A 13,836-nucleotide genomic window follows, 5' to 3' on the forward strand; every position below is an offset into this window, starting at 1 on the left:
GTCCGGTGCCACCATGCACGACACCATATGGAACAGCAGCTCAGCCTGGCCTACGATAGCAGGCAGATCATCGCTGGTGCGAAGAGCTCTGGCGATGGCCTAGCAGGTCAGTACGTGAGATTGGGCAAGTGTACCAGTCTCCAAGCCTTTGGCGACATCCCCTCCTTTAGCCGAAAGGCGCGAGAGAAATGCGAGTGGTTATAGAAGCCGACTTGAGCCGCAACCTCTGCGACCGGCAAAGCACCGGATTGTAGGAGTTCTTTTGCGCGTCGTATCCGTTGATCCAGCAGGTAACGATAAGGCGTAAGGCCTGTAGCTCCCTTAAAGAGGCGGGCGAAGTGAAATGGGCTGAGACCAGTGATGGCGGCGATCTCTGACAGGTGCAGATCCTTGTGGAGATTCTCCGTCATGAGTTCGAGACTAGCTTTCACCGCTCGCATTTGTAGTCCGCCACGTAAGAGTGGAAGCTGCGTCGGAGAAGTCGTGTAACGCCGGAGCAGGAGAGTGCTCAAGGATAATCCGAGCAGTTCAGCATAAAGTGTGCCCAGCGGCCATTCTCCGATGGCCTCTCGCCCTATCTCGGCCAAGAGCTGCCGCAACAATTCATCTCTGAGATGCCAGTGTGTCTGGTATGTGGGTGCGAGATTAGCGTGGAGTGAATGTGCCACGTCTTCGACTAAGTGGGCGTCGAGTGAGATAACGTACCGATCCGAAGCGCCCTCCCAGCGTAACCGATCCCGGGTCCCCGGCGGCAGCAGTATAAGTGCTCCCGCCTTTGGGGCCTCTACCTTGTTTCTCCCCCTCCACCACCATTCCAGGTCGGGAGAACCGGAGAGCTGCAGGTGAAAGCAGAGATCGGCGTGCTCGTGCTCAGGGATCTCCACAGTTCGCAAACGGTGTCTCTCACTCATGAGGTTAGGCGAAAGTGATGCTGCAGCATCAACCGCGGTCACTGGCGCATAGAGCGGAACGATCGCATCACCACGTCGAACTGATATCCGAGATGTTCTGCCAAACGTCACCCCTACATCATGCACGATGTTGTAGCAAGAAGTGCATAGTGCCCTGTTTCCTTGGCGATATATTTTGACAAGTCGTCAGGTACTCTACGCCGAGGCAAAGGACGGGAGCAGGCGGTGACGGTATCAATTCCGGGTCGCCTGACGTCTCCCCCCGCACCACCTGGAAGTTTTCGAAGGTAGGCCAGTACACCTAAGACAGCGATTGCAAGCCTAAGTGTTCAGTTCCTAGATCTTTCACACAGAAAAGAGACGTGATGCTGCAAATACAAGCGACAAAGGATGCTCGGCTTCGCTTAGCCGAGCAGATTATCGAGACAAAGCACGAGAACAGTGTCTCATTTCAGGATTTGGCTGACGAAGCAAAGCTTAGTCTCGTCTTTACAACAGCCGCACTGCTTGGGCAACACCCCCTACCTGCGGACGCTGCGCAAGCGGTAGGAAAGAGGCTTGACCTCACTGATAAAGATGTGAGATTGCTGCAGACTATCCCGGTACGAGGAAGTTTATCCGATGATCTGCTTACTGATCCCACCATCTACCGCTTTAACGAGATCGTGCAGGTCTACGGAACTACTCTAAAGGCGCTTGTTCATGAGCTCTTCGGAGACGGCATCATCAGTGCAATCAATTTCCGTCTAGACATCAAGAGGGTGGAAGACCCTCAAGGCGGCGCACGCGCGGTGATCACGCTAGACGGGAAGTTCCTGCCAACTCAACCTTATTAGAACGACAAGAGAGAAGGAGAAACAATGAGCACACCAACGCAAGCGATAGTACCTCCCTTCACCACAGATACTGCCATACTCAAAGTCCGCAAGGCTGAGGATGCATGGAACACTCGCAACCCGGAGCAGGTCTCGCTAGCCTATACCCCTGATAGTGTCTGGCGGAACCGCACAGAATTCATCAACGGGCGCGAGGAGATTGTGCGTTTCCTGCTGCGCAAGTGGCAGCGTGAACTGGACTATAGACTTATGAAGGAACTCTGGGCTTTTAATGCTGCTCGCGTTGCTGTCCGTTTTTCTTATGAGTTTCATGATGGTTCAGGCCAGTGGTATCGCGCCTACGGAAATGAAAACTGGGAGTTTGACGGTAGAGGATTGATGCTTCGTCGCTATGCAAGCATCAACGATGTTTTGATAAAGGAATCGGATCGGCGTTTCCATTGGCCATTGGGCCGTCGCCCTGACGACCATCCCGGCTTGAGTGCCTTAGGTCTGTAATTAACGCGGACGTCTTCATGGGCGCACGATATTCAACTGCACTGGGGAACTGAAGCGACGTGGCAGACAAGGGCGAGGCTTTGTTGAGACGCCACAAGGGGTGGGGCACGGAAGGGAATCGGAACAATGCGTCGCAAGGAGGAGTCTTAGCAGTGTTGTTCTGCGCGTTCTAGGCTGGCCTTCTCATCAAGGGTAGTACGGCTCCGAGCAGTAGTACGGTCATGAGCATTGCGAGTAAACCCAGAAAGAAACAAATCCGAGCGACTGTGAGGCGAAAAGAAGGAATCCGTGAACCCCGCGGTGTCGACTCACTGCGCCACTGGACTTGAACACTTGGAACTTGGTCTTTTTGAGAAGCGCTCAGAGTTTGATTCGTGACCCCTGGACGGTTGTTTCATTTCTCAGGTACGCCCGCGCACCTGAGGTGGCTGGCCCTCAGAGTCGCAGACCGCGCCGATTTGTCTCGAGGCTAGCAGTTCGTCTCGTTATACCGGCTGTCCTCGTAACAATCTAGACCATTGTCCTTGCAGCACACCGGCCCGAGCGAACAGGCGGATCTCATTCACTCACAGAGCTTCACGACCTTTTTCCAAACCCGAGCCTTCTTCTTGGTGGCTGGGTACACTACCTTACGTCCGGTCAATTTGGTAAAGCCTGGGAACATTGTGACGCAAGGCCCGGCAGGTTTAACATCTTCTCGTCGCGCCCTGTTCGATCTAGACCTTCATATTTGGGCCTGCCGGCTTCCTCGCTTACCTGACAGTCCGGGATGCGAGAGGCAGTAGACTGCCCCCGACAGGCCTCTGGCTGTGCTGGATAAGGAGGTCATTGGCTACCGATCCTGATGACGAGAGTGCAAGGGTGGATACAAGAACTATGTCCACGTGAGCCGTTTAGGCAGTCTACGGAGCGCACACGGCTGCGACGACCGAAATTTCCAGATTGAAGTCGCTCGAGCCCAGTGCCAGCACTCCCAAGGTGATACGGGCAGGCGGCGCTGTTGGATCAATCCATGCATCCCAGACTTCGTTCATCTCCGCAAACGTACTCATATCTGTCAGAAAGACGGACACGGACAGGATCCGGTCCTTTGCACTGTGGGCTTCAGACAGAAGTGCGTCTACACGCGCAAGTGCATCCTTCATTTGCTCTGAGACGCTTCCTCCCCTCGCCCCATAGGCTACCTGTCCTGCGAGATAGACAGTGTTTCCGTGAACCACAGCTTGTGACATGCGGGCGTTACTCTCGATGCGTTCGATTGTCATGGTTCCTTATTCTAGAAGTGCTTTGCCCCTTCAACGGAACAGAATTCTCACCTTTCTGCGAGGACCTACAACGCGTTCCTGATCGTTACATCCCAGCGCTACCGAACGTCAAATCAAATCATTGACGGCAAGAGCATTTGGGAGCTCCCATGATTCGAGCACAGTTGTTGATTCTCTCCTTTGTGATGAAGGTATTTACCTGCGCGGTTCAGAGCCATGTCGAGGCGAAGCTGAGTGCTTGTCCGTGCCATAACGAGCTAGGAAAGTCCTAACCGCTTCATGAACGACCCGTCTGCGGCGGACAGTTGAGGGAGCCTTACCCCCGTCGACGACCCGCGATGAGAGAAGCGGCTCGTTCACCAGGCCGATGAACTGAGCTGCTGCGAGCTCTGGATCGAGAACTTCTAGAGCCCTGGTCTCGCGCAGCATGCTCAGGTATTCGGTGACGGCACGTCGGGCCGCACCTTGGCCGAAGGTGAAGAAACTATCGGCTAACTCCGGGAAATGAATGCTCTCGGCGATCACCATGCGCAGGAAAGCGACTGTATTTTCAGGAACCCAGAAGTCCGCGATAGCGTTGCCGATCTCAAGAAGAGCCTCCTCGGGTGACCGATCCGATCCTGTCCGGCTCACGATCCGATCTACCGACATCTTCTCCCATAGGAGAGCCAGCGTGTCGTCGAACAAAGCTTTCTTGCTCGCAAACTGGTTATAAACCGTTTGCCTGCCTGCCCCTGACTCCTTCGCGACCATCTCCATGCTCGTGCCTCGGTAGCCTTGCGTTAGAAAAACGCGAGAGGCGGCCGTTAGGATCTGTTCTCGCTTCGTTGAAGCTTCTGCTTCAACCGTCGACGTCTTTCCCACAGATTTAGACATATTGCTCCTGCTTCTATTATTTCCGGCACTCTCACTTGCCGTGCGGATGATTGAACCCTTCCGGAGAATCGAATCATCTAGAGCATTGTACTGTACAGTCTAGTCCAGATGGCATGCCTCAGACTGTCCGTACAGATCGCTGGATGAAGGTCCCACAGCACTGGAGGGGAAGATGAAAGTCGCATTTCAAGATGAGTCCTTTGCTTTCGAGTTCATACGCAACCTGGGCTTTACCTACTACGGAGGTGCGGATATTGGGGAGATGATGGCAGCCGCGGGTCGTATCGAAGAAGGCAGCTTCGAGAGCTGGTTCACGGAGTGGGACAAACTCGGTCAACGGATGCTGTCGCGGGCCGACGCAAGCCTCGACGCAGGCCACCTAGAAAGCGCACGCTCAGCGTATTTGCGCGCTTCGACCTATTTCCGAACAGGCGAGTTCTACCTTCATGGCAACCCGGAGGATCCGCGTATCCTGTCGACGGCCAAGGCCTCACAAAAAGCCTACGCTGAGGCAGCAAAGCTCACAGGGCCAACCTGGGAGCCGGTTGAGATTCCTTATGAGGGCACCACACTCCCGGGTTATTTCTACAAGGTGGATGATTCCGGCAAACCCCGGCCGACCCTCATCTTCCACGGTGGCTACGACTCCAGCGTTGAAGAGCTCTTCTATTTTGGAGCCGCCGCTGCAATTCGCCGCGGCTACAACTGTTTGACTTGGGACGGGCCGGGACAGGGTATGCCCAGACGTGAGCAGAAGCTCACCTTCCGGCACGACTGGGAAGCCGTTGTGACACCAGCGGTTGACTACGCCCTGAAGAGGTCCGAGGTCGATGGTAGCAATTTAGTTCTTATGGGAATGAGTCTAGGAGGGTACTTTGCTGCTCGGGCCGCTGCTTTCGAGCATCGATTCCGTGCAGCCATTTTCTTCGGCGGAGTGTATGACTTCTACGAGACGGTGCAACAGATGTTGCCAAAAGAGGCGTTGACTGCTCTCGGTGCCGGGGACACACAACATTGCGAAGCGGTCCTACGCATAGCGATGGAAAAGAGCACCGGTCTGCGCTGGGCAGTCACGCAGGGTCTCTGGTCCTTCGGTGTGTCGAATATGCGTGAACTCATGAACGAGATCAAGAAATACACGGTGAAGGATGTTATCGGCCAAATCAGGTGCCCCTGTCTCGTCCTGGAAGCGGAAGGAGACATGTTCTTCAAAGGTCAGCCGCAGATGGTCTACGACGCATTGCAAGTACCTAAGCAACTGATTGCATTTACCAGCGAAGACGGTGCTGAGAACCACTGTCAATCGGGCGCTCTGGCCTACAAAGACGAAGCGGTTTTCAACTGGATCGATGAAACGTTGAAGTCGGACGCCGGCTGAAACGCCACACGACAATGCAAGGTTGCTCGTTAATCGCAATGCAATAGAAACGTACTCGCTAGATGGTTGCTCAAGGAGCTTACATGTCACTCACTGCCAAAGACACCTTCTCACAAACGAAGTCACAGACCACAGATGAAGCATTTACCCGCTTTCTGAATAGCTTCGGCAGTCCAGATTGGGACACTCAGCTGATCCAGCTGATGACTGAAGATGTGGTGATGGAGTTTCCCTTTGCTCCTCCTGCCCGTCCTCAAAGGCTCAACGGCAAGGAAGAGGTGAGAACTTACTTCACCGAACTCAAACGATTGATTCACATCGATTCGGTGAGCGTTGTAGCTATACACAAGACAACTGATCCGGACGTCGTCATCTTCCAGGCGGAAGGTAAGGGTCGTGCAATCGACACCGGACTTCCCTTTGAGCCAAAGTATGTCGACATCCTTACGTTTCGCGACGGACTCCTTGCTCGCTGGCAGGACTATTGGAATCCTCTGACCGTTCTCGTTGCACTTGGAGCCATTACGTTACCGGGACCACAAGCCTAAGCTCCTCAGGCGGTGCACTGTTCACGAAAGACTCGGGCTGGCTCTTATGGCGGTCTGAGTCGTCGCTCCTCGACCTACCGGCTAATGCAAGAACCAGGTTTCGATCTCAATCAAAGAAGGCTCCTAAGATGAACCGTCTATCACTATCCATGTGTTCGGCAACAGTTATCGCTCTTCTCGCGTGTGCCCCGCTACATGCAACAGCGCAAATACATTCCACCCCGCCACCTCTGATCCACAACATTGTTCTTGTGCATGGGGCGTGGGCGGACGGCACAAGCTGGAGCAAGGTGGTCCCTCTTCTAGAGGCAGAGGGTTTCCACGTTACGGCGGTACACCTGCCCTTTACCACGCTTGCCGAGGATGCGGCCGCGGTGGCAAGAGTTCTCAAGCTTCAGGATGGACCCGTGCTTTTGGTCGGACATTCCTATGGAGGAGCCGTGATTACAGAAGCAGGAGACGACCCGAAGGTGACACGCCTCGTATATGTCGATGCCTTTGCACCAGACCTCGGGCAATCAGTGAGCGACTTGGTCCATCAGGATGCAGGTCCGTCAGGTGGAAAGGAAATACGCCCAGACGCAAGCGGATTCCTCACCCTTACAGCTCAGGGCGTGATGCAAGACTTTGCCCAGGACCTCACAGTATCAGAGCAACATCTCATCACTGCAACGCAAGGTCAGGTCAGCGGACCTGATGAACTTGGAGCCAAGTTGACACGTGTCGCTTGGAAGCAGAAGCCAACGTTTTATGTGGTAGCCGATGATGATCGAATGATTGGACCTGCTCTAGAAAACAGGTTTGCTACGCAGATGCACGCAACCCAAATCCACATCGCCTCCGGGCATCTTGTCATGCTGTCCCATCCGGTGCAGGTCGCCGAGTTTATAGCTGCTGCCGCAAACACCGCGAAGTAGGTTCTCGCAACATCCAAGGCTGTAGTCGGTGCAGAGCAGAGCTGTCTGCCCTTTGCAGAGGACATAGACTTCGAGAGCTACGAAGAACTTCTATTCGGGTGCAGATCCAGTGTTCCGCCATGGTCGCGGCACCGGCGCACGTCATCCGCTTCAAATACCGTGCCCGCCCGACCATGACGGTTCAAGGTACCGGTCGCCCGAAGGCCCGCAGGGTCTCCACCCACGATAGCCACTTCAGGAGGCTGCATCGCTCAATTTACAAAAAACATTACGATGGATGTAGCTTTCCGTTCAGCAGTGGACTTTGGCGCTTCCGCCAGCCGTGCTCAACCCACGCTTGGGCTTAACGTCAGTTCAACGCGGCTCGGGATCATGGGCTTCCCTCTCGAAGAAGAAATCTGCAACAAAGTAAGATGGAGTCTTATCGATGATCAAGCCTCTTGAGTCAGACCATCCAGGCAAGACTCCGCGAGGAGCTGCGTCGAAATGGCTTTTCGTGATCTTGACCGTGTGCTTGATCGCGCCCACCTCGCTGTTTGTCCATGATTATATGTTGGAGACGATGAAGGTTCCCTACCCTAGGTATGTAGGGCTTCCGGAGTGGGTGAAGTTTATCAACGAAGTGGTGCGGCTGTTTGCTTTAACTGTAGTTTGCCGACTGTCGCTGCCGCGGCTGCGTAGTTTCTCGAAGGTCACGGCTGTGATTGGCAGCGGCTTGATCCTAATGATGCTGTACGAGACGCTGCGGGTCTGGGTAATCGAGGGCGCGATCACGAACAGCCTAGTGTTCTCAGCCTACTCTCGCGCACCTCAGGCGATTTGCCTGTTCCTGGGTGGGGCGGCGGTAGCGTGGACTGTGCTCAGCGGCCTGAAAAGCAAAAATGCTGCCGGACTGATCGTTATGGTAGCGGCTTTGCTCACGTTCGTGATCTTTCCACCGCTCGATCATCTCTTCGCCTCTTTGAAGAATGGCATGCCTTTCGTAAAGGATCTGTATTCCGATCCATATCCTTTCAAGATCAATGTGATCATCTACATCAGCTTCGTTGAGCCTACAATTGCGGCGTTTGCTGCAGCATGGCTCTGCTGGCCCGCACTGAGAGGTACTTTGCTGCGTCGAGCGCTGACCTTCGCGACCTTGTTACTGCTTGTTAGAGGCAGGTTCGTTCAGCTTCTGCTGCAAAGTTTCTGGGTCAGGCTGCCACACATAACCGCAATGTACGCGGTGAGCCAGTTTTTTCTCGAGACCCTTGTCTTGGCAGTGCTCACAGCACTAGCCTGGAATTCCGCTGAAAGGTTCGAGGCGAAAGGCCGTTAGTTCCATTCCATCACAGTCAACCGCGGGCCGCGTCCAATGGAGTTCGCAACCTCTCCCTTTACGCATGACGAGCGGCTGCTATCAAATCCGGCTCCGAATGCTCAGAGTACGAGCCATTGAGCATGGATCACGTGCTAATACCTTCTGTCACGATAAAGGCTGATCGTCCGCTTTCTGTACAGTGAATTGCGGGAGCTCGATACAGTCAGATGACGGCACATTGTCAATGGACGGCTCTGCCTGGTTCTTGGTGGAGTACTTAGACCCTTCCCGAAATCAAAGAAGATTTGCCATGTGCCAAACTGTCATGACTCACATCAAACCAGCGGCACTCCTGCATTAGCGATTTTGCATTCGCTGAGGATCCGCTATCGGGCTGACGTGATGAAAGAAGATATGCGTCTTCCGTTACTATGCGCCTCTGCCGCGAATGCAAGAGGGTGTGCCTTATCGTTCGTAATGCGGCAGAAGAAGCGAGTTGTGAACCTGTCGCACGTAATCGTTATCTTTCTTCGGAACATCGCCCTTCATAAGCGAGGCAAACATACGGCTGCGACCATCCAATTCCTCTTGAGTCCGCAGGATGAGGGACGTCCCGCCTTTCCTGAATGGCAAGTCCTGGTTCGCTTCCACGAAGGGACGGGTGATCCTCTCATACGCTGCAAACGCATCTGCAGGATTTTCATGTGAAGCCAGCTCGCCAGCCAGAACATAGGCCCCCACGATAGCGATACTCGTACCCTGACCGGTGAAAAATGACGGGGCGTAGGCAGAGTCGCCGACCAGCGCCACCCGGCCCTTCGACCACCGCGGCATACGGATTTGACTTACAGTGTCGAAGTACAAGTCATCGGCGCGCCGCAGCGCTTCGACCATGCGCGGCACCTCCCAACCGCCACTTCGAAAGACGTCGGCAGTACGCTCGATCTGCTCTTGAGGGCTGAGACGCATTCCAGATTCGGTCTTCTCCGTTGCATACGCGAGCATGACAGACAGCTCCAGGCTTTCGCCCACGGCGAGTGCGAGTGCGGTTCGCCCCGCTTCGGAATAGATAATCGCACCATGCGACAGCCCGAGGTTGTTGGGCATGGAGAACCCGCTGAAGGTGAAGCCGAGGTCCCGACGAAAAGGCTCCTCCGGGCCGAACACCAACTGACGTGTGTTGGAGTGCAAACCGTCCGCTCCAAGGACCACATCGTAGCGGCCACGCTTGCCGCTCTTGAACCCGACTTCCACTCCCGTGCTGCCTTCTTCAAGCGTCTCAATGGAATCATTGAACGAATAGCGAACCGTGCCGCCTTGGGTTAGGTCGTAGAAGAGTGTTGTTAGCGTACCGCGAGGTAATTCGACATCGCGCTCTTCATTGGCAGCCAGATCATGGGGCGAAATCGTGGCAAGACTTTTGCCCTCTGCATTCACGAAGGTCAGCGTACGCGAATCGATGTGTGCGGCCTGCACCGCTTTCAAAAGACCCATGCGCTCAACTACGTCGAACGCCGTGCCGCGTATGTCTATCGGATATCCTCCGCTCCGCACGGCAGGCGCTCGCTCTACGAGCGTTACATCGAAGCCATAGCGGTTGAGCCAGTAAGCCAGCACGGGGCCGGCGATGCTTGCGCCCGAGATCAAGACGGAACGGGAAGTATCGCGTGTAGTCATCTTCTGCATTTTGCAAGCTCCAACGGGATAGGATGCGCCATGCATCTTATGATGCGAGTTCATTGCAGAAGATGCAAACTGTATCTTATGATGAATGGCATATGGCTGCGATCAACAGCAGGCGACGAGGCATTGCGCTTGAAGACGCGATTCTGGAGAGCGCCTGGAAAGAGTTGATCGAGCTCGGCTTTGTCAGCATGACGTTGGAATCTGTCGCCAAGCGGGCTGGAACCAGCCGGCCTGTGCTGGCTCGCCGTTGGCCAACTCGCACCAAACTTGCGACAGCCGCACTGGCTCGCCACTACAAGCTGAACCCGGTCATCGTGCCAGACATGGGAAGCGTCCGCGATGAGCTCCACCTGGCATTGCGTTCGATGTCAGACCGGTTGCGACCGAATCTGGTTCAGCTGGCCTTCGACATGAGCCGCGACTTGGCAGACGAGGGATCGAACTTCATCAAGGTGAGGGGAGAAGTGACAGACGGCGCGCTCCTGCGAACCATCCTAAAACGTGGAGTTGATCGTGGAGAGATTGATCCGACTCGCCTCACGCCGCGAATTCTCGCTCTTCCAACTGATCTGGCTAGGCATGAGCTGCTGATGACACTTCGCCCGCTTTCTGATGAAGTCATCCGCGAAATTGTCGAGGATGTCTTCCTGCCTCTTGCCCGAAAGAGATCGCTAGAAACATAGGGGAGACCCGATTCTCGACCAACAGGGCCGCTCCGGCTGCATCGCATGCTGCTTATTCTTCTCCGGCACCGGAGAACCTCGAAGGGCGCATTCAGTCCGATGCACTCGGGGACCACACGCGAAAATGACGTGGACTGGGGCGTACCCAGGAAACCACTTGCCGTGACCAAGGGGTAAACCATTTGCGCCGACATATAAAGACGGAAAGCTACCGCTGCCCAGTTAGTCTCACGGCCGGGAGGTCATTCATTCTTTGGAGAGCAGCACGTTCTTTGCTTGAGGGGTCGCAGTCGCGAGATCTAGAGCGCTCTGATCAAAACACCTTCACGCCTTCAGGCTGGCAATCTTCGCGCTGATCGAGCGTGCCCATTCGGATGTATCCAACGCTCTGCCCCCTTGCGGCCCGAGCGGGCTATTCGGTCTTCGCCGATTGCTTGGGTCCAATCGGTTTCGTAGTCCTGGTCAGCTTTGCCGGCTCGGCGCTCTTTGTCGTAACAATAAGCTCCACGACCCGCTTCATCAGTCGTACCGTAAACAAACTTTAGACCTGTTCGATGCGGCATTTCGAGAAAGCTGTTACGCATCGCTGAGGTGCACCTCGCTGCGACGCTGAGTGTCGTAGAACAATGCTGCATAATCGCAAGAAGAGCGAATGGCAGAACCTATGTGCTCAGTTTCTAAAATAGAGAACACTTTGGCATGAAGCGAACAGTCAAAACAACTACTTCGGCTGAAGCGGTCTCCTCAGCCACAAATCCTCGAAAACGGCCGCGGGTCGCTGAGGCACGTCTCTCCGAGCTCCTGACCGCTGCGGCCGATGTCTTCATTGAACAGGGCTTTGACAAAGCATCTCTAAGGGAGATTGCTGAGCGTGCTGGTGCTTCAAAGGCAACACTCTATGGCAGGTTCCCCAACAAGGAATCGTTATTTACCGCTGTTCTGAAGCACCGCATGGACCTCATCACAGATGAAATGACGATGGAGACCATCGATCTAAGTGAGCCTCTCGATGTCTGCTTGACCCGATTCGGAATTGGCTTGCTGGAGATTGCGCTCACCGATACCCAAATTGCAATCATTCGCACCATTAGCAATGTGTCAGGACGAATCCCCGCTTTGGGAGAGCAATTCTATCGTATGGGGACCTTGTTGAGCTTGAAAACTCTCTCAGGCTACCTAAGAGCTAAACAGGAACAAGGGGAGCTCTCGAGCGATGAGCAAGCAGAACTCATGGCACAACAGTTCATCACTCTTTCAATCGACAGTCTCCTGTATCGCAAGCTCCTCGGAATTGCTGGGCGCCAAACGCGAAAAGATCGTACGGCTCAGGTCGCCCACGCGGTCAAGATGTTCCTTCGCTGCTATGCCCCGAAGACGCCAGACAGAGCCAACGTAGGGTCCAAGCTCTGAGTTGATTCAGAATCTCGGACGGATGCCCAGTGCAGAGCAAATAGCCGTCTGGCCGCACAACCGCTACTGCTGAATTGCCCAAAAGACCTCGCACTACGTCGGATGCCACAGGTAGTGTGTGTTCTACGATCGGCAGGGTGAGTTTGGTAAGCTCATGCTTCACCGCCTCAAGACCGCCACCGAAGCAGAAAGCTGTGAAGGCAGAGGGATCGAGCAGATCGAGAACTCGTGTGCCTGTTTCCTCATTGAGAACGACGTCGGGGAAGCGGTCACCGGCTTGAAGTGTGCCCTCGCACCGCAGGTTTTCGCTCAGTGAGGACTTCTGATAGTTGCCGCCCAGTTGGCTCACGATGGTCGCTCCTTTCTGCTGGATACCAGGAAAGCTGAGCGCTAACGGAAGAGCATGCGTGATCAGGCTGTGCACGACGGGATTATCCGAGTTGAAGAGGTCCGTCGCTCGTTCGGTCGCCTCGACTAGGTGTCGAATGATAGGCATGCGCTCTTCGTTATACGTATCCAGCAGTGACTCTTTGGCTAGGCCGCGATAAACGAGCGCCAGCTTCCAGCCTAGGTTCATCATGTCCTGGATACCAGTGTTCATGCCCTGTCCTCCGGCCGGACTATGAATGTGAGCTGAATCGCCGCCAAAGAAGACTGACCGGTAACGCAGCTGATGCATGGCGCGGCTGTTTATACGAAAACGTGAACTCCACACCATATTGCGAAAAGCCACGGGGATGTGCGTACCTGCGGACCACATCGCGTGCATGTAGTCGAGATCTGGATCAGGAGCATCTTTGTCTACCGCTTCTTTCTCTGTCGCGATCACCCGGAATCGACGATTCCCCATCGGAAATGCTGCAAGAAGTCCTGAACTTGCGAGGAAGATGGAAAGTTGGTCTTCCGCCACATCACCATCAACATGCAGATCGGCTAAAGCGTAGCTGTTCGGCATCGACTTCCCATCGAACGGCAGATGCGCGGCGCGGCGAACCACACTGTGCGCTCCTTCGGCATCAATCAGGTAGGTCGCTTCAAACTCTTCCAGAGATCCGTCGCCCTTACGCAACATTGCCTGCACACCGCTTCCCCGCTCCGGCTGTTCAAAGGCGACCAACTCTGTTTGACGTTCAATCAGAACGCCTGATTCCTCCAGCTTCTCTCGCAGGATTCGCTCCGTCTCTGACTGAGCCAGCAGCAGCGTGTAGTTGAAGCGACTGTCGATTTGGCGCAGATCGACCTGGCCAAGCTGTTTACCCGCCGCGTACATCGTCGTAAACAGGCCCTTGTTGCCGAGTGCCACCATCTCATCGGCGAGCCCTCGTTGATGCATCAACTCAAGGGTTCTGGCTTGCACTGCCAACGCGCGCGATGTCCCTGAAGGCTCCGCATATTTGTCCACCACTCGTAGAGGAATACCAAAGCGAACGAGCTCAAGGGCGGCTGCCATGCCGGTCGGTCCGGCACCCACAATCAATACTGGTCGTTTTTCCTGCATCTGATCCTCCATGCAGCTATAGTACCGCTT

The 13,836-nt window shown here is 54.8% G+C and carries 13 protein-coding genes; 8 read left to right on the plus strand and 5 right to left on the minus strand.

Going from position 1 to position 13,836, the window contains the following annotated elements:
* Positions 1 to 107: 107 nt before the first annotated feature.
* Positions 108 to 911: a helix-turn-helix domain-containing protein gene (locus tag D1Y84_RS18865; RefSeq protein WP_370245803.1), complete on the minus strand. Its 804-nt coding sequence runs from the start codon at positions 909 to 911 to the stop codon at positions 108 to 110.
* Positions 912 to 1,276: 365 nt separating this feature from the next.
* Between D1Y84_RS18865 and cynS the strand changes: the two genes are divergently transcribed.
* Positions 1,277 to 1,747 (plus strand): cyanase, encoded by a 471-nt coding sequence (cynS, locus tag D1Y84_RS04475; protein ID WP_124847456.1) that lies wholly within the window; start codon positions 1,277 to 1,279, stop codon positions 1,745 to 1,747.
* A gap of 24 nt (positions 1,748 to 1,771) precedes the next feature.
* A complete protein-coding gene (locus D1Y84_RS04480) occupies positions 1,772 to 2,245 on the plus strand; it encodes a nuclear transport factor 2 family protein (protein WP_124847457.1) in 474 nt (157 codons plus the stop codon).
* 902 nt (positions 2,246 to 3,147) lie between these two features.
* On the opposite strand, the gene D1Y84_RS04485 is transcribed toward D1Y84_RS04480, so the two are convergent.
* Both D1Y84_RS04485 and D1Y84_RS04490 read right to left on the minus strand, forming a co-directional pair.
* A complete protein-coding gene (locus D1Y84_RS04485; protein ID WP_124847458.1) occupies positions 3,148 to 3,510 on the minus strand; it encodes a RidA family protein in 363 nt (120 codons plus the stop codon).
* Positions 3,511 to 3,705: 195 nt separating this feature from the next.
* The gene (locus D1Y84_RS04490) at positions 3,706 to 4,386 is read right to left on the minus strand and encodes a TetR/AcrR family transcriptional regulator (RefSeq protein ID WP_124847459.1); all 681 of its coding nucleotides are present in this window, start codon (positions 4,384 to 4,386) and stop codon (positions 3,706 to 3,708) included.
* 172 nt (positions 4,387 to 4,558) lie between these two features.
* On the opposite strand from D1Y84_RS04490, the gene D1Y84_RS04495 reads away from it, so the two are divergent.
* The 4 genes from D1Y84_RS04495 to D1Y84_RS04510 all read left to right on the plus strand — a co-directional run bounded on the left by D1Y84_RS04495 (position 4,559) and on the right by D1Y84_RS04510 (position 8,547).
* Positions 4,559 to 5,764, plus strand: a complete 1,206-nt coding sequence (locus D1Y84_RS04495) for a S9 family peptidase (protein WP_124847460.1) — start codon at positions 4,559 to 4,561, stop codon at positions 5,762 to 5,764.
* An 83-nt stretch (positions 5,765 to 5,847) separates the two neighbouring features.
* On the plus strand, positions 5,848 to 6,312 hold the full coding sequence (locus D1Y84_RS04500; protein WP_158615319.1) for a nuclear transport factor 2 family protein: 465 nt from the start codon (positions 5,848 to 5,850) through the stop codon (positions 6,310 to 6,312).
* 149 nt (positions 6,313 to 6,461) lie between these two features.
* A complete protein-coding gene (locus tag D1Y84_RS04505; RefSeq protein WP_233581547.1) occupies positions 6,462 to 7,229 on the plus strand; it encodes an alpha/beta fold hydrolase in 768 nt (255 codons plus the stop codon).
* 427 nt (positions 7,230 to 7,656) lie between these two features.
* Positions 7,657 to 8,547, plus strand: coding sequence for a hypothetical protein (locus D1Y84_RS04510; RefSeq protein ID WP_124847463.1), 891 nt, complete (start codon positions 7,657 to 7,659; stop codon positions 8,545 to 8,547).
* Between the two features lie 447 nt (positions 8,548 to 8,994).
* Here the strand turns inward: D1Y84_RS04510 and D1Y84_RS04515 are convergent, their stop codons facing one another.
* Positions 8,995 to 10,215: an FAD-dependent monooxygenase gene (locus tag D1Y84_RS04515; protein ID WP_124847464.1), complete on the minus strand. Its 1,221-nt coding sequence runs from the start codon at positions 10,213 to 10,215 to the stop codon at positions 8,995 to 8,997.
* Between the two features lie 62 nt (positions 10,216 to 10,277).
* Here D1Y84_RS04515 and D1Y84_RS04520 point away from each other — a divergent pair, with 62 nt between their 5' ends.
* Both D1Y84_RS04520 and D1Y84_RS04525 read left to right on the plus strand, forming a co-directional pair.
* The gene (locus D1Y84_RS04520; protein WP_199726359.1) at positions 10,278 to 10,898 is read left to right on the plus strand and encodes a TetR/AcrR family transcriptional regulator; all 621 of its coding nucleotides are present in this window, start codon (positions 10,278 to 10,280) and stop codon (positions 10,896 to 10,898) included.
* A gap of 699 nt (positions 10,899 to 11,597) precedes the next feature.
* Positions 11,598 to 12,308, plus strand: coding sequence for a TetR/AcrR family transcriptional regulator (locus D1Y84_RS04525; protein ID WP_124847465.1), 711 nt, complete (start codon positions 11,598 to 11,600; stop codon positions 12,306 to 12,308).
* On the opposite strand, the gene D1Y84_RS04530 is transcribed toward D1Y84_RS04525, so the two are convergent.
* Positions 12,241 to 13,806 (minus strand): FAD-dependent monooxygenase, encoded by a 1,566-nt coding sequence (locus tag D1Y84_RS04530; RefSeq protein ID WP_158615320.1) that lies wholly within the window; start codon positions 13,804 to 13,806, stop codon positions 12,241 to 12,243. The genes D1Y84_RS04525 and D1Y84_RS04530 overlap by 68 nt on opposite strands.
* Between the last annotated feature and the right edge of the window lie 30 nt (positions 13,807 to 13,836).

Source organism: Acidipila sp. EB88 (assembly GCF_003858395.1).
Taxonomy (GTDB): Bacteria; Acidobacteriota; Terriglobia; order Terriglobales; family Acidobacteriaceae; genus EB88.

Excerpts from the sequence above, each read along its gene's own strand:
- D1Y84_RS18865 (WP_370245803.1), bottom strand. The coding sequence starts at position 911 with ATGAGTGAGAGACACCGTTTGCGAACTGTGGAGATCCCTGAGCACGAG.
- cynS (WP_124847456.1), top strand. The coding sequence starts at position 1,277 with ATGCTGCAAATACAAGCGACAAAGGATGCTCGGCTTCGCTTAGCCGAG.
- D1Y84_RS04480 (WP_124847457.1), top strand. The coding sequence starts at position 1,772 with ATGAGCACACCAACGCAAGCGATAGTACCTCCCTTCACCACAGATACT.
- D1Y84_RS04485 (WP_124847458.1), bottom strand. The coding sequence starts at position 3,510 with ATGACAATCGAACGCATCGAGAGTAACGCCCGCATGTCACAAGCTGTG.
- D1Y84_RS04490 (WP_124847459.1), bottom strand. The coding sequence starts at position 4,386 with ATGTCTAAATCTGTGGGAAAGACGTCGACGGTTGAAGCAGAAGCTTCA.
- D1Y84_RS04495 (WP_124847460.1), top strand. The coding sequence starts at position 4,559 with ATGAAAGTCGCATTTCAAGATGAGTCCTTTGCTTTCGAGTTCATACGC.
- D1Y84_RS04500 (WP_158615319.1), top strand. The coding sequence starts at position 5,848 with ATGTCACTCACTGCCAAAGACACCTTCTCACAAACGAAGTCACAGACC.
- D1Y84_RS04505 (WP_233581547.1), top strand. The coding sequence starts at position 6,462 with ATGTGTTCGGCAACAGTTATCGCTCTTCTCGCGTGTGCCCCGCTACAT.
- D1Y84_RS04510 (WP_124847463.1), top strand. The coding sequence starts at position 7,657 with ATGATCAAGCCTCTTGAGTCAGACCATCCAGGCAAGACTCCGCGAGGA.
- D1Y84_RS04515 (WP_124847464.1), bottom strand. The coding sequence starts at position 10,215 with ATGCAGAAGATGACTACACGCGATACTTCCCGTTCCGTCTTGATCTCG.
- D1Y84_RS04520 (WP_199726359.1), top strand. The coding sequence starts at position 10,278 with ATGCAAACTGTATCTTATGATGAATGGCATATGGCTGCGATCAACAGC.
- D1Y84_RS04525 (WP_124847465.1), top strand. The coding sequence starts at position 11,598 with ATGAAGCGAACAGTCAAAACAACTACTTCGGCTGAAGCGGTCTCCTCA.
- D1Y84_RS04530 (WP_158615320.1), bottom strand. The coding sequence starts at position 13,806 with ATGCAGGAAAAACGACCAGTATTGATTGTGGGTGCCGGACCGACCGGC.